The organism is Streptomyces sp. Ru72 (assembly GCF_002920635.1).
Taxonomy (GTDB): Bacteria; Actinomycetota; Actinomycetes; order Streptomycetales; family Streptomycetaceae; genus Streptomyces.
The window spans coordinates 12,904-37,073 of sequence record NZ_PQSR01000074.1 but is presented as its reverse complement, the minus strand read 5'-3'; the positions used below and the strand labels follow the sequence as shown (position 1 = coordinate 37,073).

Here is a 24,170-nt window from a genome sequence, read left to right as displayed (position 1 = left end):
GCGGCTTGGCCTCCGTGGCCTCCGCGGTGTCCACGGCGGTCTCGGCGGCAGCCGGGGGCGCTTCCGTAGCGGCGGTGGCCTCGGGCGCGACCGGGACGGGCTCGGCGGTCTTGCGGGTGCGGCGGCGGCGCGGCTTCGGCTCCGTGGCCTCGACCGTCTCCACGACCGTCTCCGCCACCTTCGTGGCCTCCGGCGCGGCCGGCTCCGCGGTCGCCGGCGTCACCGGTGCCGCTGTCGCCTCCACCGGCGCACCGCCGCGCATGCGGCGGCGTCGGCGGGGCGTACGGCGTTCCACCGACTCGGTCGCCTCCGCAGCGCCCGTGTCCGCGGTGGCCGTGTTCGTGGTGACCGAGGAGTCCAGCGGCGTACCGCTCCGCGTACGGCGCCGACGGCGCGGCGTACGCGCCGGACGCTCGTTCTCCGCGGAGACGCCCGGGGAGCGACGGCCGCGCGAGCCCCGGCCGCCCGTCTCGCCGAGGTCCTCGAGCTCCTCCGCCGCGAGCCCGGCGCGGGTCCGCTCCGAGCGCGGCAGGACGCCCTTGGTGCCCTCGGGGATGCCGAGGTCGGAGAACAGGTGCGGGGAGCTCGAGTACGTCTCCACCGGGTCGTTGAAGTCCAGCTGGAGCGCCTTGTTGATCAGCTGCCAGCGCGGGATGTCGTCCCAGTCGACGAACGTGATCGCCGTCCCCTTGGCGCCCGCGCGGCCCGTACGGCCGACCCGGTGCAGGTAGGTCTTCTCGTCCTCGGGGGACTGGTAGTTGATGACGTGGGTCACGCCCTCGACGTCGATGCCCCGCGCGGCGACGTCGGTGCAGACGAGGACGTCCACCTTGCCGTTGCGGAAGGCGCGCAGGGCCTGCTCGCGGGCGCCCTGGCCGAGGTCGCCGTGGACCGCGCCGGAGGCGAAGCCGCGGTGCTGCAGCTGCTCGGCGATGTCGGCGGCCGTACGCTTCGTACGGCAGAAGATCATCGCCAGTCCGCGGCCTTCTGCCTGCAGAATGCGGGCGACCATCTCCGGCTTGTCCATGGAGTGCGCGCGGTAGACGAACTGCTTGATGTTCGCCACCGTCACGCCCTCGTCGTCCGGCGCGGTGGCGCGGATGTGCGTGGGCCGGGACATGTAGCGACGCGCCAGGCCGATGACCGCGCCCGGCATGGTGGCCGAGAACAGCATGGTCTGCCGCTTGGCCGGCAGCATGTCGATGATCTTCTCGACGTCGGGCAGGAAGCCGAGGTCGAGCATCTCGTCGGCCTCGTCGAGCACCAGGCACTTGACGTGCTTCAGGTCGAGCTTCTTCTGCCCGGCGAGGTCGAGGAGCCGGCCGGGGGTGCCGACGACCACGTCGACGCCCTTCTTCAGGGCCTCCACCTGGGGCTCGTAGGCCCGGCCGCCGTAGATCGCGGCGACCCGTACGTTCCGCACCTTGCCCGCGGTCAGCAGGTCGTTCGTCACCTGAGTGCACAGCTCGCGCGTGGGGACCACCACGAGCGCCTGCGGCGCGTCGGTGAGCGCCTCGGGCTTCGCGCGGCCCGCCTCCACGTCGGCGGGGACGGTGACACGCTCGAGAAGCGGGAGTCCGAAGCCCAGCGTCTTACCGGTACCGGTCTTGGCCTGGCCGATGACGTCGGTGCCGGAGAGGGCTACGGGGAGCGTCATCTCCTGGATGGGGAAGGGATTGATGATGCCGACGGCTTCCAGGGCCTCGGCGGTCTCGGGAAGGATTCCGAGTTCTCGAAAAGTCGTAGTCAGGGTGCTGCCTCTTCTGTGTGGGCGGCGCGAGGCGAGCGCGGGGGTCGTGACCGTGCCGGATGACGTCGGCCTGCTTGGGGGACGGGCCTGTGGCACGGGACCACGCCGACGCTCCAGCGCTCGTACCGCTGAGGGTCCCTCTGAGCGCCGTACGCACAGTGCCGTACGGACCAGGAGGGCTGTCGGGTCGGAGCCGATCGGGCCACCGACCGGGCATCCTCATACATGCGGCCCGTCGAGATACGTCGTCCTCATAGACGTACGCACTCAGCAGGCGCATTACCACCATACCCCGGAATCGCGCACTCGCGGTGGCCGATTCGGTCACGTAGTCGTCGTCACACTGATTGACCAGGGACTTCCAGGGGGCGGTGAGCGGGCTATTGTGCGCTTCATGACGACGCCTGACAACGCCCCCGACAGCCCCGAGGCCCTCGCCGGACCCACCGGAGTGGCCGCCCAGGACTGGGCGACCGCCTCCGCCGACCCGCAGTACCGTGCCGCGATCGTGGACCTGCTGGGCGCGCTCGCGTACGGGGAGCTGGCGGCGTTCGAGCGGCTCGCGGAGGACGCGAAGCTCGCGCCGACGCTGACGGACAAGGCGGAACTGGCGAAGATGGCGTCCGCCGAGTTCCACCACTTCGAGCGGATCCGGGACCGGCTGAAGGAGATCGGGGCCGAGCCCACGGATGCGATGGAGCCGTTCGTGGCGGCGTACGACAGCTTCCACCGGCAGACGGCGCCCTCCGACTGGCTGGAGGGGCTCGTCAAGGCGTATGTGGGCGACTCGATCGCGAGCGACTTCTACCGCGAGGTCGCGGCCCGCCTCGACACCGACACGCGCGAACTCGTCCTGGCCGTCCTCGACGACACCGGGCACGCCGACTTCGCGGTGGAGAAGGTGCGCGCCGCGATCGATGCCGAGCCGCGCGTGGGCGGCCGGCTCGCCCTGTGGGCACGGCGGCTGATGGGCGAGGCGCTGTCGCAGTCCCAGCGGGTGGTGGCCGACCGGGACGCGCTGTCCACCATGCTGGTGGGCGGTGTGGCGGACGGCTTCGACCTCGCGGAGGTCGGCAGGATGTTCTCCCGGATCACGGAGGCCCACACGAAGCGGATGGCGGCGCTGGGGCTGGCTGCCTGAAGCCGCCTACCGCCGGTGGCCGGGGTGCCCCGGGCCGGGCATGCTGTCCGTCAGGCCGTCACCGCACGCTTCGACGGCGGCCGGCCGTACCGCGCGGGCCACGCGGCGCCTCACCGCCGGTGCCCCGGCCGTCGCCCTCTGCGGCGGCCGGCTTCGGGTCGGCCCCGGCGGCGGCCCTCAGGCCGTCGCCGACCGGCGGCGAAATCCTTCCGCGGGCCTCAGCAGCAGGGACAGCGACGCCGCCGAGACCACCAGCGCCCCGGCCAGGATCACCAGGAGACCCGTCGGACCCAGCGCGCTGTGGGTGACGAACGCCCCGAAGAGCGCGCCCGCCGCACCCGTGGACAGCACCAGGGCACGGCTCGGCAGACGGTGCGGCAGCCGGCGTGCCGCCACCCATGCCAGGGCGAGCCCGAGGACGGCGGAGCCGAGCGCTTCCAAGAGCATGACGAGGTCCCTCCCGCACGGCTGCTGCCTGGGCAAATCGGTCGTAGCCGGTATTACCCGCGGCGCGCGGAACACAATCATCCCCTGTGGGGCGGATGTCCTCCGTCTGTGTGTTCCCCGAGCGGCACGCTCCCCGGACGGCGGAAGGGGCCCGGCGGTACACCGACCGCCGGGCCCCTTCCGCTGCTCCGTCCGGAACTACAGCGCGCCGAAACCCACCTTGCGCGGGGTGGGCTCGCCGATCTCCACGTAGGCGAGACGCTCGGTCGGGACCAGGACCTTGCGGCCGTGCTCGTCCACAAGGGACAGCAGCTGCGACTTGCCGGCCAGCGCCTCGGACACGACGCGCTCGACCTCCTCGGCACTCTGCCCGCTCTCCAGAACGATCTCGCGGGGCGCGTGCTGCACGCCGATCTTGACCTCCACGGCTTTGTCCCTCCGACGGTCAGTGATGTGCGCGGCCGTCCGCGCCGTACCAGCACACATTAGCCCGGTGAGGGGACGTACACGCTCCGCTCCGGCACGCCAGGAGCGAACACCGGCCGGGAACAAAACAGCCGTACGGCCCGCCCGGTGGTGTTCCGGGCCGGGCCGTACGGCGTCGATCGGTCCCCGAGGGGTCAGTGGTGCTGTTCGCTCCCGTGCAGAGGGAAGCCGGCGATGCCCCGCCACGCCAGCGACGTCAGCAGCTGCACCGCCTGGTCGCGCGGCACGCTGCGGTCACTGTGCAGCCAGGAGCGCGCCACCACCTGGGCCAGGCCGCCGAGCCCCGAGGCCAGCAGCATCGACTCGGCCCGCGACAGACCGGTGTCCTCGGCGATCACGTCACAGATCGCCTCCGCGCATTCGATCGTGACCTTGTCGACGCGCTCGCGCACGGCGGGCTCGTTCGTCAGGTCGGACTCGAACACCAGCCGGAAGGCACCGCCGTCGTCCTCCACGTACGCGAAGTACGCGTCCATGGTGGCCCGGACGCGCTGCTTGTTGTCGGTCGTCGACGCCAGCGCGTTCCGCACGGCCTGCAACAGGGCCTCGCAGTGCTGGTCCAGCAGGGCCAGATAGAGGTCGAGCTTGCCCGGGAAGTGCTGGTAGAGCACCGGCTTGCTCACGCCGGCGCGGTCGGCGATGTCGTCCATCGCGGCCGCGTGGTAGCCCTGCGCCACGAAGACTTCCTGCGCGGCGCCCAGCAGCTGGTTCCGTCGGGCACGGCGCGGCAGGCGCGTGCCTCGCGGGCGTGCCGCCTCTGTCTGCTCGATGGCTGTCACGCCGCCTCCCAAAATCGTCCACATGCGGTGTGCGCCGCGCCGCCATCGTACTTTTCGGTAACCCTGCTGTGCGCGGTGCGAGCGCAGAATTTCACGGACCGGACGGTGGCGAAAGCCGTGCGGAACGCGCCATACACGGGCAGGGCGGGCGAACGGACGCCCCGGAACCGCATGACGGATCGCGATCGCTCACCACGGGCACTCGCTCCCTCACCTGGCGTGGTCGTCGTACCTCACCGATCTGGCGACCCTCCGAGCGCTCACCGGTAGTCGTCCTCGTCCAGGGCGACGATGCGCGCCTGCTCCGCGAGGTCCGCCTCGTTGGCGCGCAGGATGTCGTCCCCGGACAGTGTCTCGTCCCGCTCGGGGGCCAGTGCGGCGTGCTGTTCGGCGGCGTCGTTCTCCGGGGCCTCCACGTCGAGTTCGGCGGCGTCGTTCGCCTCGTCCTCGAACGTCTCGGGATCAGTGGGGTCTACGGCCATCATGGGCTCCCTTCCTAGAACTCCTGGAACTTCTGGAACGTCCCTGAAGAGGCGGGGTCCATATGCGGGTGCCCTGCTACGAGCCTAGGAGACACAGGAACCGGACGCTATGTGTGGTGAGGGGCTGCGTGCGGCGCGGGGAACGCTTCGGGCCGGGCGTCGCCCGACCCGATTCGACGCCCGGACCGCAACCGTTGTGACAGCGAACACACGAACCACTGCGTGATCGTCTCGTAACATTGCCGCATGTCTTCGACCGAGTTGCCGTCCGTCGCAGCCGCCAATGTTCTCCCGAAGGTGGCACCCGTCAGGGTCGAGGAAGGCGAGCGGCTCAGGTCGGTGGCGCTGCCCGGGATCACGTTGACGGTACGGTCGAGACCACCGCGGCACGAGGGGCTCCCGCCCGCGCTGTACGTCCACGGACTCGGGGGTTCCTCCCAGAACTGGTCGGCGCTGATGGCGCTGCTCGACGGGCACGTCGACGGGGAGGCCGTCGATCTGCCGGGCTTCGGCGACTCGCCGCCGCCGGACGACGGCAACTACTCCGTCACCGGGCACGCGCGCGCGGTCATCCGCTATCTCGACGCGGCCGGACGCGGTCCTGTGCACCTGTTCGGCAACTCGATGGGCGGAGCCGTCGCCACGCGGGTGGCCGCCGTGCGCCCCGATCTCGTGCGCACGCTCACGCTCGTCTCGCCCGCGCTCCCCGAGATCCTCATCCAGCGGGGCGCCGTCCCGACGGGCCTGCTCGCGCTGCCCGGGGTCGCCGCCCTGTTCACCCGGTACACCAAGGAGTGGACGGCCGAACAGCGCGTCCGCGGGGTCATGGCGCTGTGCTACGGCGACCCCGGACGGGTCACGCCGGAGGGCTTCCGCAACGCGGTGGAGGAGATGGAGCGGCGGCTGAGGCTGCCCTACTTCTGGGACGCGATGGCACGCTCGGCCCGCGGGATCGTGAACGCCTACACGCTGGGCGGACAGCACGGGCTGTGGCGCCAGGCGGAGCGGGTCCTCGCCCCGACACTGCTCATCTACGGCGGCCGGGACCAGTTGGTGTCGTTCCGCATGGCCCAGCGCGCGGCCCGGGCCTTCCGCGACTCCCGCCTGCTGACCCTGCCCGAGGCGGGGCATGTCGCGATGATGGAATACCCGGACGTGGTGGCCGCGGCGTTCCGCGAACTCGCCGCGGACGCGGACGAGTCGGGCAGGCGCTCGGCGAGCGCGGGTTCGGCGGCGGCCGGCGGGAACTCCGCCGGGACCTCCACGCAGGACACCGGGACCTCCCTGGAGGACGCGGCGAGCGGCGAAACCGGCACGGCGGACACGAGGAGCTGAGACGCGGCGTGGGACGACACAGCCGCAAGGGGCGGGGCGACAGGACGAGCGGTGACACCGAGGTGGTGCCGGGCATATCCGCGGCGGAGGATTCGCCACGGGACGCGGCGGTCGGCGACTCGCGTCGTACGGCCGACGGGGCGCCCGGCCGAGGTGTTCCGCGGTTCGCCGACGGCACCCCCGCCCACGGCGTGCCCCGCCTTCCCGACGGCGCCCACCGGGCTCGCGGTGGTCACCCCGAGCATCGCGAAGGCGGCGGCGCCTGGGGGGACTTCAGGGCCGGCGCGGCCCAGGACGTGCCGCGCCGAGGTGCCGTGCCCCGTATCCCGCGGCAGCGGTCGCAGCCCGGCCCCCGTCAGGAGTACCTCGACGCCTTCGACGAGGACGAGGACGTCTTCACACCGCGTCGCGCGGGTGGGGCCCCGCACGCACCGCTGAGCGACGAACGCCACTCCCGCGCGCAGGCGGAGGAGACCGGCGCGCAGACCGAGGAGACCGCGCCGCCCACCGGGACCGGTGAGGCCGCACGTGGCAGGGGCGGCAGGGGACGCTCGTACGCCGGGATCGTGGCCGCCGCCGTGACCACCGTGCTCGCGGTCGTCGTCGCCGGCCAGTTCCTCGCCGGACAGCATCGCGCCCCCGTACCGCCCCGGGCCGCCGCCGACCAGGCCCGTGACACCTCCGGCCCGGTCACCGGCGCCGACCCCACCGTCTCCGTCTCGCCCGGCGGGACGCCGCTGACGTACGAGCAGGCGATGGACAGGACGTACCCGCTCAGCGCCACGCTGAAGGGACCCGGCACGTTCTCCGCGGTCCCCGGCACCGCCAAGGCGCCCGGCACCGGACGGAAGTACACCTACCGCGTGGACATCGAGGAGGGCCTCGGTCTGGACGGCGAACTCTTCGCCCAGGCCGTGCAGAAGACCCTCAACGACGACCGCAGCTGGGCGCACAACGGCGCCCGCACCTTCGAGCGCATCCACTCCGGCAAGCCCGACTTCGTGATCACGCTGGCCAGCCCCGGCACCACCGCCGCCTGGTGCGCGAAGTCGGGCCTCGACACCACGGAGGACAATGTCTCCTGCGACTCCGCCTCCACCGAGCGCGTGATGATCAACGCCTATCGCTGGGCGCAGGGCTCGACGACGTACGGTGACGCAATTCACGCCTACCGTCAGATGCTGATCAACCACGAGGTCGGCCACCGCCTCGGCTACGGCCATGTGACCTGCGACAAGAACGGCGAGCTCGCCCCGGTCATGCAGCAGCAGACCAAGTTCCTCGATCATGACGGAATCCACTGCCGTCCCAACCCCTGGCCGTACCCCGGGAGTTGACGGGCGCACCTCTCGTCACATTGACACACGCGGAAAGTTCGTTCATATTGCTGCCCATGTCGCCCCGTCACGCCTCCCTTCGCGCCGCCATCGAGCTGGCGCTCATCGGCGTGACCGCACTCTGCGTGGCCGACATCCACTGTCGCTGACGCCCCGCCTCAGGCGTTCGCGTCGCGACCTTCCCCTCTCTTCCGTGACCCGTCGGCATGTGCCGACCGGTTCGCGTTTGTTCGACGACCCGGCGCCGAGGCAGACGTCCGACCAGATCTGTCTCACATTTCCGCTAATCCGTCTTGCCATGCGAGACGAGTCCCGAGAGGTCGTCATTCCGATGCGTCAACCGTCCGTCATAGCGCGCCGTGTGGCAGCGGCATCCGTCAGCCTGGTCGTGGCAGCGGGCGCCGCCGCCTGCGGGCCGAAGGACAACGGTGTCAAGGCTTCCGGTGGCGACTCCACGCCGCACAAGGGCGGCACGCTGACCGTCCTGAACTCCGATCCGCAGCAGGACTTCGACCCGGCCCGCCTGTACACCTCCGGCGGCGGCAACGTCCCCTCCCTCGTCTTCCGCACGCTCACCACGCGCAACCGCGCGAACGGCGCCGCCGGGGCCAAGGTCGTCCCGGACCTCGCCACCGACACCGGGCGCCCGAGCAAGGACGCGACCGTGTGGACGTACACCCTGAAGACGGGCCTGAAGTACGAGGACGGCACGCCGATCACCTCGGCCGACATCAAGTACGGCATCGAGCGCTCCTTCGCCCCCGAACTCTCCGGCGGCGCCCCCTACCTGAGGGACTGGCTGGTCGGCGCGGCGGACTACCAGGGTCCGTACAAGGACAAGAAGGGCCTCGACGCGATCGAGACCCCGGACAGCCGGACCATCGTCTTCCACCTGAACAAGCCCGAGGGCGAGTTCCCGTACCTGGCCACACAGACCCAGTTCACGCCCGTCCCGAAGGCCAAGGACACCGGTACGAAGTACGAGGAGCACCCGATCTCCTCCGGCCCCTACAAGGTCGTCCAGAACCAGAACGACGGCGAACGGCTGGTCCTGGAGCGCAACACGTACTGGTCGGGTGACGACCAGCGCAAGGCCTACCCGGACAGGATCGACGTACGCTCCGGGCTCGACTCCTCGGTGATCAACCAGCGACTGTCCGCGTCCCAGGGTGCGGACGCCGCCGCGGTCACCACGGACACCAACCTCGGCCCGGCCGAACTGGCCAAGGTGACCGGCGACAAGGAACTGGCCTCCCGCGTCGGCACCGGCCACTTCGGCTACACGAACTACATCGCGTTCAACCCGACCATCAAGCCGTTCGACGACGTCAAGGTGCGCCAGGCGATCTCGTACGCCATCGACCGGTCGTCCGTCATCAACGCGGCGGGCGGCTCCTCGCTGGCCGAGCCCGCCACCACCTTCCTTCCCGACCAGAAGTCCTTCGGCTACACGCCGTACGACCTCTTCCCGGCGGGGGCGACCGGCGACCCGGCCAAGGCCAAGGAGCTGCTGAAGGAGGCCGGTTACGCGAACGGGCTCACGATCACCCTCACGCACTCCAACGACAAGAACTTCGAGACCAGCCCGGAGATCGCCACCGCCGTCCAGGACGCGCTGAAGAAGGCCGGCATCACCGTCAAGCTGCAGGGTCTGGAGAACAACGACTACAAGGACAAGATCCACAGCGTCAGGACCGAGCCCGGCTTCTTCCTGGCCCACTGGGGTGCCGACTGGCCCTCCGGCGGCCCCTTCCTGGCCCCGATCTTCGACGGCCGGCAGATCGTCAAGGACGGCGCGAACTTCAACACCGGCCTGCTGAACGACAAGTCAGTCAATGCCGAGATCGACGCGATCAACAAGTTGACGGATCTCGACGCGGCCGCGAAGCGCTGGGGCGCACTGGACAAGAGGATCGGCGAGCAGGCCCTGGTCGTGCCGCTGTTCCACCCGGTCTACAAGCGCCTGTACGGCAAGGACGTCAAGAACATCGTGATCAGTGACTGGACCGGTGTTCTGGACATCTCGCAGGTCGCGGTGAAGTAGCGCCGTGAGCGAGGCACTTGTCGCCGTCGAGGCCGCCGGGACGGACACACCCGTGCCGGTGGCCTCGGGGGCCCGTCTGTTCTGGCGGCGGCTGCGCGCCCAGCGCGCCGTCCTCGTCGCGGCGGCCGTCGTCGCGCTGCTCGTCCTGGTCGCACTCGCCGCGCCGCTGCTCACCGCGCTCGAGGGCCAGGACCCGACCACATACCATCCGGCGCTCATCGACTCGGCGCGCGGCGGCGTCCCCACAGGGCCGTTCGGCGGCATGAGCGGCGACCACTGGCTCGGCGTCGAACCGCAGACCGGACGGGACCTGTTCGCACGGCTCGTGTACGGCGCTCGGGTGTCGCTCGGCGTGGCACTGGCCGCCACGGTGGTGCAGGTCCTGCTCGGTGTCGTCATGGGCATCGCGGCCGGACTCGGCAACCGCTGGGTCGACCTGATCTTGAGCCGGATCACCGACGTCTTCATCTCCATGCCGCTGATGATCATGGCGCTCGCGCTGCTGGCGATCGTCCCGAGCAGCTTCCCGAGGCCCGTGCTCGTCGCGCTCATCGTCGGCCTGGTCTCCGGCTGGGGCACGCTGTCGAAGATGGTGAGAGCCCAGACCCTCACCCTGAAGGGGCTCGACTACGTCTCCGCCGCCCGGCTCAGCGGCTGGAGCACCGTCCGGATCGCCCGCCGCGAGCTGCTGCCCGGCCTGGCCGCGCCCGTCATCACGTACGCCGCGCTCCTGGTGCCGCAGAACATCTCCGTCGAGGCCGCCCTGTCCTTCCTGGGTGTCGGTGTGAAGCCCCCGACGCCGTCGTGGGGGCAGATGCTCACCGCAGCCGACGTCTGGTACCAGGCCGCCCCGCAGTACCTGCTGCTGCCCGCGGGCGCGCTCTTCGTGACCGTGTTCGCGCTCACCGTCCTCGGTGACGGGGTGCGCACCGCGCTCGACCCGCGCGCGGCCTCGCGTCTGCGTGTCGGAACCGGACGCAAGCGGGAGGCCAGGGCGGACGAGGCCGCCCGGAAGGAGGAGCGGGCATGAGCGGGTTCGGCGGTTTCGTACTGCGCCGGGTCGTCGGCGCGCTGGTCACCCTGCTCGCCCTCTCGGTGATCATCTACGTCGTCTTCTACGTCACTCCGGGCAACGTCGCCCAGATCACCTGCGGGCCGCGCTGCTCGCCGGAACAGGTGCACCAGGTCGCCCAGCAGCTGAAACTCGACGACCCGCTGTACGTGCGCTACTGGCACTTCCTCCAGGGCCTGTTGGCCGGCCAGGACTACTCGACGGGCACGTCCGTGGAGCACTGCCCGGCACCCTGCCTCGGCCTGTCGTACCAGAGCGACCAGCAGGTCACCGACCTCATCCTGGGGAAGCTGCCGGTCAGCTTCTCGCTGGTGCTCGGCGCGATGGTGATCTGGCTGCTCCTGGGCGTCGGCACCGGTGTGCTGTCCGCCTGGCGGCGCGGCAGGGTCACCGAGCGGGCGCTGACTGCGATCACGCTCGCCGGCGTGGCCACACCCGTGTTCGTCATCGGCCTGATCCTGATGATCGTCATCTGCGGTCAGCTCCAGCTGCTGCCGTTCCCGCAGTACGTCGGCTTCACCGACGATCCCGAGCAGTGGGCGTGGAACCTGCTGCTGCCCTGGCTCTCGCTCGCCCTGATCGAAGCCGCCAACTTCGCCCGCCTGACCAGGGCCTCGATGCTGGAGACGCTGGCCGAGGACCACATCAGGACGTTCCGCGCCTACGGGGTCGGCGAGCGCTCGGTCATCGCGCGGCACGCGCTGCGCGGGGCGTTCGCGTCCGTCATCTCCCTGAACGCCGTCACCTTCGGTTCGGCCGTCGGCGGCGCGGTGCTCACCGAGACGCTCTTCGGACTGCCCGGCATCGGACAGGAACTGGTCCAGGCGGTGAAGGTCGTCGACCTGCCGGTCGTCGTCGGCATGGTCCTGGTGATCGGTTTCTTCGTGGTTGTGGCCAACGCCGTCGCGGACGTCCTGTACGCGGTGGCCGACCGACGGGTGGTGCTCGCATGAGCCTGGTGGAAGTCACGGACCTGACCGTCGAGTTCGGCTCCCTGCGCGCCGTCGACGGCCTCTCCTTCCGGTTGGACGAGGGCGCCGCCCTGGGGCTCGTCGGCGAGTCCGGCTCCGGCAAGTCCACCGTCGCCTCCGCGCTCCTCGGTCTGCACCGCGGCACGGGCGCACGGGTGACCGGCTCGGTCCGGGTCGCCGGCACCGACGTCCGGCAGGCGTCCGACGACGACCTGCGTCGGCTGCGCGGCGGCAGGGCCGCGATGGTGTTCCAGGACCCGCTGTCGTCGCTGGACCCGTACTACGCGATCGGAGACCAGATCGCCGAGGTGTACCGGGTGCACACGCGCGCGTCCCGGCGTGCGGCACGCGCGCGAGCCGTCGAGGTGCTGGACCGGGTGGGCATCCCGGACGCCGCACGACGGTCCCGCTCGCGCCCGCACGAGTTCAGCGGCGGAATGCGCCAGCGCGCCCTGATCGCCATGGCGCTCGCCTGCGAACCCGACCTGCTGATCGCCGACGAGCCCACCACCGCGCTGGACGTGACGGTCCAGGCCCAGATCCTCGACCTGCTGCACACGCTGCGCGAGGAGACGGGGATGGGGCTGATCCTCGTCACGCACGACGTGGGCGTCGCCGCGGAGAGCGTCGACGAGGTGCTCGTCATGCGGCACGGCAAGGCCGTCGAGCACGGCCCGGTCGCCACCGTGCTGGGGGAGCCGCGTGAGGAGTACACACGCGAACTGCTGGGCGCGGTGCCGCGGGTGGACGCGCCGCGGGCGGTCCGGAGCGCGGCGTCGGACGAGGTCGTCGTCGAGGCGGTGGGACTGCGCCGGGAGTTCGGCCGCGGCAAACGGAAGTCGGCGGCCGTCGACGGCGTGTCGCTGACCGTGCGGCGCGGCGAGACGCTCGGCATCGTGGGGGAGAGCGGCAGCGGCAAGACCACCCTGGGGCGCATGCTGGTCGGGCTGCTGGAACCCACGGCCGGCGAGGTCCGCCACGGGGGCAGCGCGCGGAGAGGCGTGGATCCGGCCGTGCAGATGGTCTTCCAGGACCCGGTCTCCTCCCTCAACCCCCGGCGCAGCGTCGGGGAGTCCATCGCCGACCCGCTGCGGGCGCGCGGGGAGTCCGATGAGCGGCGCATCCGGGGACGCGTGCGCGAACTGCTGGAGCGAGTGGGCCTCGACGGGGCGCAGTACGACCGGTACCCGCACGAGTTCAGCGGCGGCCAGCGCCAGCGCGTCGGCATCGCGCGGGCACTCGCCGCGAAGCCGCGCGTCATCGTCTGCGACGAGCCGGTCTCCGCGCTCGACGTCACCACCCAGGCGCAGGTCGTGGCCCTGCTCGCCGAGTTGCAGCGCGAACTCGGGCTGGCCCTCGTCTTCATCGCGCACGACCTCGCCGTCGTGCGCCAGGTCAGCGACCGGGTGGCGGTGATGCGGCGTGGCCGCATCGTCGAGTACGGCTGGACCGACGAGGTGTACGAGTCGCCCCGGGACCCGTACACCAGGCAGCTCCTCGCGGCCGTCCCCGCGCTGGATCCGGCGGTGGCGGCCGAACGGCGCACGGCCCGCAGGGAGCTCACCGCCGCGTGACCCGGCCGTAGGGCCGAAAGTGAGCCACGCGCCGGCCTCCCGGCGGACGACGGGAGTTCGACGAAGGACCTAGCGCGATCGAACGCGGTCTGTGCGGGAAAGTTACGTGCGTTCACCCCTTTTGGTGGCGCGACGGACAACCGTCCGTCGCGCCACCGGACCGTCCGCGTACGTTCGTCCCGCTGCGGGCCGCCGGACGACGGCGGCTCCCTACGGGAGATCGGGGGTGCACACGTGCGCATCGGACTGCTTACGGAGGGTGGCTATCCGTATGTGAGCGGTGACGCCAGGCTCTGGTGCGACCGGCTCGTGCGCGGACTTCGGCAGCACGAGTTCGACGTCTACGCGCTCTGCCGCACCGAGCGGCAGGAGGCCGATGGCTGGATCCCGCTGCCGTCGCACGTCGACCGGGTACGCACGGCACCCCTGTGGACCGCGCAGGACGACGGTGTCGTGTACGGGCGCCGGGCGCGCCGACGGTTCACGGAGGCGTACGGGGAGCTGGCCGCCGCCCTGTGCGCGGCGCCGGAGCCAGGGGCGCGGCGGGAGGCGTCCGAACAGGTCGGCCCCGAGGCGGACCGTTTCGGCAGTGCCCTGTACGCGCTCGCCGAACTCGCCCGTGACAAGGGCGGACTGGCCCGCGCGCTGGGTTCCGAGGCGGCCGTACGGGTGCTGGAGGGCGCCTGCCGCGCGCCGGGTGCCCTCCGGGCGGCGCGCGCGGCGGGCGTCCCCGACCTGCTGGAGGTGGCCGCATACGTCGAACGCGCCCTGCGTCCCCTCTCGCTCGACTGGTACGAGGACGACGGACTCGGCTCCGTCGACCTCTGCCACGCCACGTCGGGCGGTGCAGCGGCCCTGCCCGGGCTGCTCGCCCGGCACTTCTCCGGCATCCCGCTGCTGGTCACCGAGTACGGCGTAAGGCTGCGGGCCCACTACCTGGGCACGACGGACGAGACGCGTCCGGTGCGCGCGCTGCTCGCCTCCTTCCAGCGCCGGCTGGCCGCCGAGGTCTACCGGCGGGCCGCGTGCGTCACGCCCGGCAACGCCCACGCCCGGCGCTGGCAGGAGCGGTGCGGCGCAGACCGCGCCAAGGTGCGCACGGTCTACCCCGGCATGGAGGCTTCCCGCTTCACGGAGGTGGGCGAGGCCGCCGACCGTGCGGACCCGAACACCCTGGTCTGGGTGGGCCGTGTCGAGCCCGCCAAGGACCTGGTCTGCCTGCTCCACGCCTTCGCGGAGATCCGCAAGGCGGAGCCGAAGGCCAGGCTGCGTGTCGTCGGGACCCCGGCGGACGCCGAGGGGGCGGAGTACCTCGGACAGTGCAGGGCCCTGGCCGCGCAGCTGTTCCCGGACGAGGCGGAGGGCGTGCACGCCGTCGGCGACAACCCGGTGTCCTTCGAGGAGATCGGCGGACCGGAGGTGCCCGACCTGGCGGAGGCCTACGCGGCCGGGGCGGTCGTCGTCCTGTCGAGCGTCGTCGAAGGGTTTCCGATCAGCCTGGTCGAGGCCATGTTCTGCGGTCGCGCGACCGTGTCCACGGATGTGGGCGCGGTGGTGGAGGTCATCGGCGGCACTGGCCTCGTGGTGCCGCCGCGCAACCCGCGGGCGCTCGCGGAGGCGTGCCTGGCGCTGCTGCGCGACCCCGCGCGCCGTGAGCGCCTCGGCGCGGCCGCCCGCGCACGAGCCCTCGAACTGTTCACCGTCGAGCAGAACGTGGCGGCATTTCACAGCATTTACCTGGAGATCGTCTCCCACGCACCGGTACGGCGGGTCCTGGTGGACGACGCGGGGGAACCCCTGCCCTTCGGAGCACCCCCGGAGGCCCATCTGCCCGGCCGCTGGACCGAGCCCCGGCTCCCCGGCGCCCGACCCCGCTGGGCATGCGCGCAGGACGCCGGGCCGAGACCCGTACGCGCCGCACGCGCCGCCATGTGGCCGCACGCAGCCGTTCCGGCACCGGAGGGCGCGCGATGAGAGACGTGAGAGACGTGGGCGAACGGCCCCGCTCCGACGCCTGGGACACCAGGCCCGAGGAATGGGACCTGGGAGCGGAGGGCGCGTACGCGAGCGCGGAAGAGACGACGGACGCGCGCACGGGAGCCGTCGCGACGGAACGCGCGCCCCAACCCGTCGCAGCTGAGGCTGCGCCCCACACCGTCGGTGCCGTGCGCGGCGCGGACGCCGGGAGCGCGGACCCCGCCCGCAAGCCCCCCGCCCGCCGAGGCGCCGCCGATCCCGTCAAGGCGCTCATGCACCGGCACCGCGAACTGTGCGAACGGGCCGTCGACCCGCTGGAGATCGCGGCCGGCCTGGAAGCACACGGACTCACCGACCGGGCCGCCGCCCGCTACCGGCACCGGGACGTCTTCTCACTCGCCGAGGAGATGTACGCGCGCGTACCCCGCGACGACGACCGGCCCGCACCGCGTCCCGCCCCCACGGGCAACCCGCGGGGGCACCGGGCCTGGGCCGCTCTCGCCCTGCTCCCGGGCGCCCTGTGCGCCGCCGCCGTCCTCGGCCTGCGGGCCACCGCGGGCCGGGCCGACCTCGCCGTCGCCGTTCTCGGCGCCGTCGCCGTCACGCTCGGCCTGCGCGTGGCACTCGGCCGTGGGCCGCTGCACGCCCCCGCCCACGCCACGTCCGCCGCCGCGCGCGTGTGGACATGCTGGCTGCTCGCCTACGCCCTCCTCGGCGACGGCCTGCTGCGCGCCGCCCTGGACGGGGGCCCCGACGGCCCCTGGGCCCTGGCCACCGCCCCCGTACTGGCCCTCGCTCTGGCCTGCGCCCCTGCCGCCTGGTGCGCCTGCCTCTTCTCCGCCGGCGCCCGCCGCAGACTTGCCGCGAGCCGTGGCCTCGAGGAGTTCTCGGCCTCCGCCACCCCGCTGTTCCTCGGCGTGTTCGCACTCTTCATGGCGGCCCTCGCCGCGCTGCTCGCGCTCACCGGAGCCCTCCTCGGCGAACCCGCCGTCCCGGTGGGAGCCGGCGCCCTGGGCGCACTCCTGCTGCTCGCCCGGCTGCTCACCGTCCACGGCGCCGGGCGGGCCCCGACCGTCGTCCTCGGCACCGCGGCCGCCGTCGAGGCGACGGCCCTGGCCACGGTCTTCGCCGCCCGGCTCCCCGGCTGCTCCACGCTGATCACGCCGGTCCGGAGCCTGACCGACGCCTGGGGCGCCGACGCCGTACCGGCCCTCGTCTGCGCCCCGGCCGCCCTGACCCTGCTGATCCACGCGATCCGCACCCTGACCCGGGCCTCGGCCCACGCCCGGCAGCCCGGATCACCCTGAGCCGTCGGCCCATGGCCACTGGGACGTCATGGAGCCGCGACCACCGCCCGGGACCCGGTCCCCGGCACCCCTTCCCGCGGGGCCGACACCGCGGGGCCTCTCTCATCCCACGGCACCACCCTCGTAAGGAGAAACGCCAGATGATCACCTCCCGAACCGGAGAGTCCGCCCCGGGAGCCGCCCGATGAGGGTCCTGCTGATCGGAGCCAACGGATACATCGGCCGCTTCGTCGCCGACCGCCTGCTCGCCGACCCGGCCGTGCAACTCACCGCGCTGGGACGCGGCGACGACGCCGACGTACGGTTCGACCTCGCCGCCGGCAGCCCCGGCGCGCTCACCCGCTTCCTGGACGCCGTGCACCCCGGAGTCGTCATCAACTGCGCCGGTGCCATCCGCGGCGGCGCCCGCGAACTCACCCGGCACAACACCGTCGCCGTCGCGACCGTCTGCGAGGCCCTGCGCCGCAGCGGCTGCGGGGCCCGCCTGGTGCAGATCGGCTGCAGCGCGGAGTACGGACCCAGCCAGCCCGGCTCCTCCACGGCCGAGGACGCGATCCCGCGCCCCGGCGGCCCGTACGGCGTCAGCAAGCTCGCCGCCACCGAACTCGTCCTCGGCTCCGGGCTCGACGCCGTCGTGCTCCGCGTGTTCTCGCCCGCCGGTCCCGGCACACCCGCCGGATCCCCGCTCGGCCGCCTCGCCGAAGCCCTGCGCCGCGCGATGCAGTCCGGCGACGGCGAACTCAAACTCGGCGGCCTCGGCGTCCAGCGTGACTTCGTCGATGTACGCGACGTCGCCCGCGCTGTCCACGCCGCCTCCCTCTCCGCTGCCCAGGGCGTGATCAACATCGGCTCGGGCCGCGCGGTGCGCCTGCGTGACGCCGCCGCCGTCCTCGCCCGCGTGGCCGGCTACGGCGGCGCCCTGCACGAACTCGACGGCCCTCCCAGCCCGGTGCGTCCGGTGCTCGGCCACCACCGGGGCGACCCCGAGCACGCCGTCCCGGTCGCCCATCCCTACCCGGACGGCTGCGGCAGCTGGCAGCAGGCCGATGTCCGCACCGCCCGCGACAGGCTCGGCTGGCGGCCCCGGATCAACCTCGAGGAGTCCCTCGCGGACATCTGGATGGAGGCGGCATGCCGCATCTGACCGACACCTCGGCGAGCGCCGCGAGCACCGACCTGGGCCTGGGCCTCGGCACCCCTGGCTATGCGCACCCCCTCCTCGCCCCCGAGGAGTGGGGCGCACTCGCCCGCCCGGGCACCCCGGTGCACTGGGCCGCACTCAACGTGAGCAACGGTCCCGGCACGCGGCCCGACCCGCACTGCGTGCAGGCCGCCGGGCGGCTGCACACCGCCGGCGTCCGTGTTCTCGGTCACCTCGACCTCGTCCGGGGCGCCCGCCCCTTCGGCGAGCTGATCTCCGAGGCGGACCGGTATCTCGACTGGTACCAGGTCGACGGCTTCCTCCTGGACCGCTGCCCCACCGAACGCGCCCTCCTTTCCGAGACATGCCGCACGGTCACCGCGCTGCGAGCGCTCCTCGGCCACGGGCACATCGTCCTGGGGCACGGCAGCCACCCGTATCCCGGATACGCCGAACACGCCGACCAACTGGTCACCTTCTCCGGCTCCTGGAGCGACTACCGGTGGTCGCAGGTCGCCGAGTGGACCGCCGCGTACCCGCCCGAGCGCTTCTGCCACTTCGTGCACGGCGTGCCCCGCGGCCACCTCGAGGAGGCGCTGCGCATCGCCCGCTGGCAGGGCGCCGCCACGATCTGGTTCACCGACCGCACGGACCGCGGCGGCCGCACCGTCCCCTGGGAGACCATGCCCGGCTACTGGGACGACATCGTCTCGCGTCTCGGAACGGGTGTCTCGGAATGAAGAAGGGCGTGGCAGTGTTACCAGGAGAACAACCGTAGTGATTGACCGACCAACGGAGTCCCCGTGTCGCTGCCACCCCTGGTCGAGCCGGCTTCCGAGCTCACCGTAGACGAGGTCCGCAGGTACTCCCGCCACCTGATCATCCCCGATGTCGGGATGGACGGGCAGAAGCGGCTGAAGAACGCCAAGGTGCTCTGTGTGGGCGCCGGCGGTCTGGGCTCGCCGGCGCTGATGTACCTGGCCGCGGCGGGCGTGGGAACGCTCGGCATCGTGGAGTTCGACGAGGTCGACGAGTCGAACCTGCAGCGGCAGATCATCCACAGCCAGTCCGACATCGGCCGCTCCAAGGCCGAATCCGCGCGTGACACGGTCAAGGGCATCAACCCCTACGTGAACGTGGTCCTTCACGAGGAGCGGCTCGAGGCCGACAACGTGATGGACATCTTCAGCCAGTACGACCTCATCGTCGACGGCACGGACAACTTCGCGACCCGCTACCTGGTCAACGACGCGTGCGTGCTGCTGAACAAGCCGTACGTGTGGGGCTCGATCTACCGCTTCGACGGCCAGGCCTCGGTCTTCTGGTCCGAGCACGGCCCCTGCTACCGCTGCCTCTACCCGGAGCCCCCGCCGCCGGGAATGGTCCCCTCCTGCGCCGAGGGCGGCGTCCTGGGCGTGCTGTGCGCGTCCATCGGCTCCATCCAGGTCAATGAGGCCATCAAGCTCCTGGCGGGCATCGGTGAGCCGCTGGTCGGCCGCCTGATGATCTACGACGCCCTGGAGATGCAGTACCGCCAGGTCAAGGTCCGCAAGGACCCGAACTGCGCGGTCTGCGGTGAGAACCCGACCGTCACGGAGCTCATCGACTACGAGGCCTTCTGCGGCGTCGTCTCCGAGGAGGCCCAGGCGGCGGCCGCCGACTCGACGATCACTCCCAAGCAGCTCAAGGAGTGGATCGACGACGGCGAGAACATCGAGATCATCGACGTCCGCGAGCCGAACGAGTACGAGATCGTCTCCATCCCGGGCGCGAAGCTGATCCCGAAGAACGAGTTCCTGATGGGCACCGCCCTGGAGACTCTCCCGCAGGACAAGAAGATCGTCCTGCACTGCAAGACGGGTGTCCGCAGTGCGGAAGTCCTCGCCGTCCTGAAGTCGGCGGGCTTCTCCGACGCCGTCCACGTGGGCGGCGGCGTGATCGGCTGGGTCAACCAGATCGAGCCGCAGAAGCCGGTGTATTAATCAGCGGTCTCGCCCACCAGCGAGGCAGAAGAAGCCCACGGCTCTGACCAGCTCAGATGCCGTGGGCTTCTGTCGTTGTCGGTCGGCGTCGGGCGGCCTCGCACGGTATGGGGACGGCCCAGGGGCACACCAGGCCGCCGTTTCCGGGACCACGTCACCGTTGGGAACGGCTGCGGACGCAGGCGTGGCCCCGGCAGCGCGGTAGCCCGGCGCCGATACGACCTGTGCCACCCTCCCAACTCGTTGATCTTGCCGGTTCCGATGCGGGATTCTGAGCCGACCGGACTGGAGGGAGAGGTGGCGTGACTGTCCCATGGGGACTCCTGATATCCACTGCGGGAGGTATCGCCGCCACCGTCGTGGGCGTCACCGCCGGTGGCGTCGTCGGACGGCGTGGCCAGAGCCGCCAGTGGCTTTTGGACTCACGGACCGCCGCCTACGAGAAGTGCGGATGCACAGCTTGATCCTCGCGTGTACTTGGTGATGTGGAGGAGAGTGTTTGCAGGGGGTGAGGAAGAAACCAGAGCGGGGGAGAACAGGAGGACAGATGTGACCGTCCTCGCGCTGTTTCTCTTCATCATCGGGACGCTCCTGGTCGTCATCGGGGCGCTCCTCATCCTGATCGGGGCATTTCTGACCGCACTCGGGGCCACCTTGATCCTGACGGGGCTCGCCCTGATCGCCGTAGGCGCGTTCTTGTTGATCCGGAGATTCCTCGGACGTGATCGAACGCAATCGCACTCCTGGTGAACCCAAGGACGGCTCCCAGTACGGCCACGACTGATCAACGGCGGCATGACCTGCGGTCGCCTACTTGATCACTGCTCCGACCTGCTGCTCAGCTGTCGGCAGTTGTCGACGTCGGTCGCCGTCGAACGCCCTTCCACGGCCCCAAGACGGCTCGGGAGGGCGCTCGTGCGTGAGCAACGCATGTGCTTGTGGCCCTGGGCTCGGCTCCTCCCTGCGCCCCCGGGGTTTTCGGGTGCCATGGGTGTCCGAAGCTCCCGCGCTCGTCATGAACAGAGCGTTCCGTCCTTCGGCACGGTCCCGTTCAACAGATACGCGTTCACCGCGGAGTCCACGCAGGTGCTCCCGTTTCCGTACGCCCCGTGGCCCTCGCCCTTCCAGGTGAGCTCCACTCCGACACCCTTGCCCAGCCCGTCGGCCATCTTCCGGGCGCCCTCGTAGGGTGTTGCGGGATCCCCGGTGTTGCCCACCAGCAGCACTGGCGCGGCTCCCGGCGCGCTGACCACCGGGTGGTCGAACTGTCCGGCCACCGGCCAGTCGTGGCACCAGCCGGCCGTGTCCCAGCCCAGGAAGTCGCCGAACACGGGTGAGATCCTCTCGAACTCCGGCAGGAGTTTCTTCACCGACTCGGGTGTCGGCCGCTGTCTGTCGTCCAGGCACGATATGACCCGTTGCGCGTGTGTCGTGGTGCCGTAGTGACCTGACGAATCCCGCTCGTTGTAGCTGTCGGCCAGCGCCAGCAGCCCGGAACCGTCGCCCGCCTCGGCCGCCTGCAAGGCGCTGGTGAGCATGGGCCAGGCGTGCTTGCTGTAGAGCGGCAGCACGATGCCGGTGACGGCCAGTGTCTGTGTGAGCTCCCGGCCCGACGACGTCGGCAGTGGCTTCGCGTCTGTTCGCCGCAGCAGCTCGGTGATCTTCTTGGAGCCCTGCTTCGGGTCCTGCCCCGTCGACCTCAGGTAGTCGTCCAGCGCGCGCTGGAACCCGAGGGCCTGGTTCTTCGCGTGGCCGACGCTGTCCGCGGTGGGGTCGACGACGGCGTCCAGCACCATGCGCCCCACGTTCTTCGGGAACAGGTGGGCGTACACGCCACCCAGTTCGGTGCCGTACGAGATGCCGAAGTAGTGCGTCGTCCGGTCGCCGAGGACCTGGCGCATCAGGTCCATGTCCCGGGCGGTGTCGGCCGTCGAGACGTGCCCCAGCAGCTTTCCGGCTGCCTTCGCGCAGCCCTTGCCGAAGGCGGCGGCGTCATTGAGGTATGCCTTCTCCTCGGCGGTGTCGTCCGGTGTCACGTCGATGCTCTCGGCGGCCTGGATCGCCCGGTCGCTGCGGCAGCGGATCCCCTCGCTGGCCCCGACGCCGCGAGGATCCCAGCTCACCAGGTCGTAGCGCTCGTGGAGGGTGGAGACCGTGCTCGCGAACGACGGCATCATCGAGACGCCGGAGCCGCCCGGGCCACCGAAGTTGAAGAGCAGTGAGCCGATCCGGTCGCCTCCGTCGGCCCGGGACCTGATCAGGGCCAGGCCGATCGTCTCACCGCCCGGCTTCGCCCAGTCCAGCGGTGCCTTCAGCGTGGCGCACTGCCAGTCGCCGCTCGGCGCCGACGTGCCCTTGCAGCGGCCCCAGTCGAGCTTCTGCGAGGTGAGCGAGGAGGGCAGCCCCGAGGTCCCGCCTCCGCCGGACGAACCGCCACCACAGCCGGCCACCAGCAGCGCGGCGGCGATCGCGGCCGTCCACCGTGGAAAACGTGACATCTGTACACCCCCTCATCCGCTCCCCGCTCGATGACGCGGGAAGCGATGAGGCCATCGTAGGCGGGTCGAGTCGAGCCCGTGCCAGCCTGTGGACAACCATCTGACCTGGGGATTTCCGTAATGCGGGTCGGGATTTCCGCATGTGGGCGGGTGGGGTCCGGGTGGGTCGGGTGCGGGAGCGGTCGGGTGGGGTGCAGGTGCGTCGGTCAGGTGCAGACGGTGCCGGCCGCGGGGACCTTTCCGTTCAGCAGGTAGCCGTTCACGACGCTCTGCACGCACTTGTTCCCGCTGTCGTAGGCACCGTGCCCCTGGCCCTTGTACGTCAGCTCCACGCCGACGCCCTTGCCCAGCGCCTCCGCCATCCTCTTGGCGCCCTCGTAGGGGGTGGCCGGGTCGCCGGTGTTGCCGATCACGAGGATCGGCGGGGCGCCGGGCGCGCTCACGTTCGGATGGCTGGCGGCTCCTGCCACGGGCCAACCCGTGCAGCTGAGCATGCCCCAGGCCAGAAAGTCGCCGAACACCGGGGAGGCGGCCCGGAACTCCGGCAGCTTGGCCTTCACGTCCGCCGGCGTGTACCGCGCCTTCTCGTCAGCGCAGTTGATGGCGATGTTCGCGGGGATGAGGTTGCTGTAGTGGCCGTTCTCGTCGCGCCCGTTCATCGCGTCCGAGAGCACCATCAGCACCTCCCCGTCGCCCGCGTAGGCCCGCTGCAGCCCTTCGGTCAGGTAGCCCCAGAAGTCCTTCGAGTACAGCGCCTCCGCGATGCCGTTGGTCGCGGCGGTCTGGGTCAGCCGGCGGGGGAAGATTCCGGGGATCGGCTTGGTGTCGAGTCTCTTCAGCAGGGCGACGATCCGGTTCTCGACATCCTGCGGGGTGCGGCCGACCGGGCATCCGGTGCTCTTGGAGGTGCAGTCCCGGGCGTAGTTGTCCAGCGCGAGCTGGAAGCCCTTGGCCTGTCCGAGCGCGCTCTGTTCCGGGTTCTGCGTCGGGTCCACGACCCCGTCCAGCGCGGCCCGCCCGACATTCTTGGGGAACAAGTGTGCGTAGACACCGCCGAGTTCGGTGCCGTACGAGATGCCGAAGTAGTGCAGCTTCTTGTCGCCGAGCACCTGGCGCAGCAGATCCATGTCCCGTGCCGCGTCGGTGGTGCGCACATGGGGCAGCACCTTGCCGGAGTACTGCCGGCAGGCGTTGTTGAACTGCTTGGTGCTGTTCAGGAGGGCCGTCAGCTCGGTCGTGTTGTCGGGCGTCTGGTCCTGCTGGAAGAAAGCGTCGAGCTGCTGGTCGTCCTCGCACTTCACGCCCGCGCTCCGGCCGACCCCGCGTGGGTCGAAGCTCACGAGGTCGTAGCGCGTGCGCAGGGTCTCGTAGTCCTGTGCGAAGGCGGGCAGGGCGCTGACACCGGAGCCGCCCGGGCCGCCGAAGTTGAAGATCAGGGAACCGATCCGCTTGCTCGGGGGGCCGCTGGCCTTGACCCTGATCAGCGCGATGTCAATGGTGCCGCTCGTGGGGTCGTCCCAGCTCAGGGGCACCTTCATGGTCGCGCACTGCCACCGTCCGCCGTTCGGCAGCGGCGAGGGGGCGGTGCCGCCGCCCTCTGACACGGACGGCGCCGGGCAGTTGTTCCAGACCAGCTTCTGACTCGACAGCTCCCCGTCCACGAAGCCGCTGGCGCAGCCCGTCAGAAGGGAGGACACAAGCACGGCGGCGGCGCTCACGGCGGCGGCGCGCTTCGGGAGACGGTTCGGCATGTCCCCATCGTGCGACCGCACGGCCCGGGGCGCTCGGGACGCGGTCCGTGCGGGTGACCCCCACCGCCGTCATCGCGTGTCGCCTGTGCCCGAGGG

At 71.3% G+C, this 24,170-nt stretch carries 21 protein-coding genes; 14 read left to right on the top strand and 7 right to left on the bottom strand.

From position 1 onward, the window contains the following. A partial coding sequence (locus tag C3488_RS27845; protein ID WP_374955465.1) for a DEAD/DEAH box helicase occupies nt 1-1,657 on the bottom strand: 1,657 nt, incomplete at its 3' end. Nucleotides 1,658-2,144: 487 nt separating this feature from the next. Between C3488_RS27845 and C3488_RS27840 the strand changes: the two genes are divergently transcribed. Continuing rightward, nucleotides 2,145-2,891 (top strand): ferritin-like fold-containing protein, encoded by a 747-nt coding sequence (locus C3488_RS27840; RefSeq protein WP_103843678.1) that lies wholly within the window; start codon nt 2,145-2,147, stop codon nt 2,889-2,891. A 177-nt stretch (nt 2,892-3,068) separates the two neighbouring features. Here C3488_RS27840 and C3488_RS27835 read toward each other — a convergent pair whose 3' ends face one another. The 4 genes from C3488_RS27835 to C3488_RS27820 all read right to left on the bottom strand — a co-directional run bounded on the left by C3488_RS27835 (nt 3,069) and on the right by C3488_RS27820 (nt 5,085). After that, nucleotides 3,069-3,338 (bottom strand): hypothetical protein, encoded by a 270-nt coding sequence (locus tag C3488_RS27835; RefSeq protein WP_103843674.1) that lies wholly within the window; start codon nt 3,336-3,338, stop codon nt 3,069-3,071. A 198-nt stretch (nt 3,339-3,536) separates the two neighbouring features. Further along, entirely contained in the window at nt 3,537-3,764 is a 228-nt protein-coding gene (locus C3488_RS27830; RefSeq protein ID WP_103843673.1) for a DUF3107 domain-containing protein, read from the bottom strand. Nucleotides 3,765-3,958: 194 nt separating this feature from the next. Then, nucleotides 3,959-4,603: a TetR/AcrR family transcriptional regulator gene (locus C3488_RS27825; protein ID WP_103843672.1), complete on the bottom strand. Its 645-nt coding sequence runs from the start codon at nt 4,601-4,603 to the stop codon at nt 3,959-3,961. Between the two features lie 260 nt (nt 4,604-4,863). Further along, nucleotides 4,864-5,085, bottom strand: a complete 222-nt coding sequence (locus C3488_RS27820; RefSeq protein ID WP_103843677.1) for a hypothetical protein — start codon at nt 5,083-5,085, stop codon at nt 4,864-4,866. Between the two features lie 246 nt (nt 5,086-5,331). Here C3488_RS27820 and C3488_RS27815 point away from each other — a divergent pair, with 246 nt between their 5' ends. The 13 genes from C3488_RS27815 to C3488_RS27760 all read left to right on the top strand — a co-directional run bounded on the left by C3488_RS27815 (nt 5,332) and on the right by C3488_RS27760 (nt 20,575). Then, complete coding sequence (locus C3488_RS27815; protein ID WP_103843671.1) at nt 5,332-6,420, top strand: alpha/beta fold hydrolase; 1,089 nt, start codon at nt 5,332-5,334, stop codon at nt 6,418-6,420. Nucleotides 6,421-6,428: 8 nt separating this feature from the next. Beyond that, nucleotides 6,429-7,757, top strand: coding sequence for a DUF3152 domain-containing protein (locus C3488_RS27810; protein WP_103843670.1), 1,329 nt, complete (start codon nt 6,429-6,431; stop codon nt 7,755-7,757). A gap of 56 nt (nt 7,758-7,813) precedes the next feature. Then, on the top strand, nt 7,814-7,906 hold the full coding sequence (locus C3488_RS42730; RefSeq protein ID WP_374955464.1) for an Ms4533A family Cys-rich leader peptide: 93 nt from the start codon (nt 7,814-7,816) through the stop codon (nt 7,904-7,906). Nucleotides 7,907-8,088: 182 nt separating this feature from the next. Beyond that, the gene (locus C3488_RS27805) at nt 8,089-9,801 is read left to right on the top strand and encodes an ABC transporter substrate-binding protein (RefSeq protein ID WP_103843669.1); all 1,713 of its coding nucleotides are present in this window, start codon (nt 8,089-8,091) and stop codon (nt 9,799-9,801) included. A gap of 4 nt (nt 9,802-9,805) precedes the next feature. Further along, nucleotides 9,806-10,831 carry an ABC transporter permease gene (locus C3488_RS27800; RefSeq protein ID WP_103843668.1) on the top strand — a complete coding sequence of 342 codons (1,026 nt, stop codon included), beginning with the start codon at nt 9,806-9,808 and terminating at the stop codon, nt 10,829-10,831. Then, nucleotides 10,828-11,826: an ABC transporter permease gene (locus tag C3488_RS27795; protein WP_103843667.1), complete on the top strand. Its 999-nt coding sequence runs from the start codon at nt 10,828-10,830 to the stop codon at nt 11,824-11,826. Before C3488_RS27800 ends, C3488_RS27795 begins: the two co-directional genes overlap by 4 nt. Next, nucleotides 11,823-13,418 carry an ABC transporter ATP-binding protein gene (locus tag C3488_RS27790; RefSeq protein WP_103843666.1) on the top strand — a complete coding sequence of 532 codons (1,596 nt, stop codon included), beginning with the start codon at nt 11,823-11,825 and terminating at the stop codon, nt 13,416-13,418. Before C3488_RS27795 ends, C3488_RS27790 begins: the two co-directional genes overlap by 4 nt. Nucleotides 13,419-13,652: 234 nt before the next feature. Next, nucleotides 13,653-15,392, top strand: coding sequence for a DUF3492 domain-containing protein (locus C3488_RS27785; protein WP_103843665.1), 1,740 nt, complete (start codon nt 13,653-13,655; stop codon nt 15,390-15,392). After that, nucleotides 15,389-16,702, top strand: coding sequence for a hypothetical protein (locus tag C3488_RS27780; protein WP_258053691.1), 1,314 nt, complete (start codon nt 15,389-15,391; stop codon nt 16,700-16,702). The genes C3488_RS27785 and C3488_RS27780 overlap by 4 nt, the downstream gene beginning before the upstream one ends. A 184-nt stretch (nt 16,703-16,886) precedes the next feature. After that, nucleotides 16,887-17,846, top strand: a complete 960-nt coding sequence (locus tag C3488_RS27775; protein ID WP_103843664.1) for an NAD(P)-dependent oxidoreductase — start codon at nt 16,887-16,889, stop codon at nt 17,844-17,846. Continuing rightward, a complete protein-coding gene (locus C3488_RS27770) occupies nt 17,834-18,583 on the top strand; it encodes a spherulation-specific family 4 protein (protein WP_103843663.1) in 750 nt (249 codons plus the stop codon). Before C3488_RS27775 ends, C3488_RS27770 begins: the two co-directional genes overlap by 13 nt. A gap of 63 nt (nt 18,584-18,646) precedes the next feature. Next, nucleotides 18,647-19,825 (top strand): adenylyltransferase/sulfurtransferase MoeZ, encoded by a 1,179-nt coding sequence (gene moeZ / locus C3488_RS27765; RefSeq protein WP_103843662.1) that lies wholly within the window; start codon nt 18,647-18,649, stop codon nt 19,823-19,825. Nucleotides 19,826-20,374: 549 nt separating this feature from the next. Continuing rightward, nucleotides 20,375-20,575, top strand: a complete 201-nt coding sequence (locus C3488_RS27760; protein ID WP_103843661.1) for a hypothetical protein — start codon at nt 20,375-20,377, stop codon at nt 20,573-20,575. A 263-nt stretch (nt 20,576-20,838) separates the two neighbouring features. Here the strand turns inward: C3488_RS27760 and C3488_RS27755 are convergent, their stop codons facing one another. Together C3488_RS27755 and C3488_RS27750 are read right to left on the bottom strand one after the other, a co-directional pair. Then, on the bottom strand, nt 20,839-22,323 hold the full coding sequence (locus tag C3488_RS27755; protein ID WP_103843660.1) for an alpha/beta hydrolase: 1,485 nt from the start codon (nt 22,321-22,323) through the stop codon (nt 20,839-20,841). 206 nt (nt 22,324-22,529) lie between these two features. Further along, nucleotides 22,530-24,074, bottom strand: coding sequence for an alpha/beta hydrolase (locus C3488_RS27750; RefSeq protein ID WP_103843659.1), 1,545 nt, complete (start codon nt 24,072-24,074; stop codon nt 22,530-22,532). Nucleotides 24,075-24,170 lie beyond the last annotated feature (96 nt).

Coding starts and splice junctions, on each gene's coding strand:
- C3488_RS27750 (WP_103843659.1), bottom strand. CDS start 24,074: ATGCCGAACCGTCTCCCGAAGCGCGCCGCCGCCGTGAGCGCCGCCGCC.
- C3488_RS27835 (WP_103843674.1), bottom strand. CDS start 3,338: ATGCTCTTGGAAGCGCTCGGCTCCGCCGTCCTCGGGCTCGCCCTGGCA.
- C3488_RS27780 (WP_258053691.1), top strand. CDS start 15,389: ATGAGAGACGTGAGAGACGTGGGCGAACGGCCCCGCTCCGACGCCTGG.
- C3488_RS27795 (WP_103843667.1), top strand. CDS start 10,828: ATGAGCGGGTTCGGCGGTTTCGTACTGCGCCGGGTCGTCGGCGCGCTG.
- C3488_RS27755 (WP_103843660.1), bottom strand. CDS start 22,323: ATGTCACGTTTTCCACGGTGGACGGCCGCGATCGCCGCCGCGCTGCTG.
- C3488_RS27820 (WP_103843677.1), bottom strand. CDS start 5,085: ATGGCCGTAGACCCCACTGATCCCGAGACGTTCGAGGACGAGGCGAAC.
- C3488_RS27770 (WP_103843663.1), top strand. CDS start 17,834: ATGCCGCATCTGACCGACACCTCGGCGAGCGCCGCGAGCACCGACCTG.
- C3488_RS42730 (WP_374955464.1), top strand. CDS start 7,814: ATGTCGCCCCGTCACGCCTCCCTTCGCGCCGCCATCGAGCTGGCGCTC.
- C3488_RS27805 (WP_103843669.1), top strand. CDS start 8,089: ATGCGTCAACCGTCCGTCATAGCGCGCCGTGTGGCAGCGGCATCCGTC.
- C3488_RS27815 (WP_103843671.1), top strand. CDS start 5,332: ATGTCTTCGACCGAGTTGCCGTCCGTCGCAGCCGCCAATGTTCTCCCG.
- C3488_RS27840 (WP_103843678.1), top strand. CDS start 2,145: ATGACGACGCCTGACAACGCCCCCGACAGCCCCGAGGCCCTCGCCGGA.
- C3488_RS27775 (WP_103843664.1), top strand. CDS start 16,887: ATGAGGGTCCTGCTGATCGGAGCCAACGGATACATCGGCCGCTTCGTC.
- C3488_RS27790 (WP_103843666.1), top strand. CDS start 11,823: ATGAGCCTGGTGGAAGTCACGGACCTGACCGTCGAGTTCGGCTCCCTG.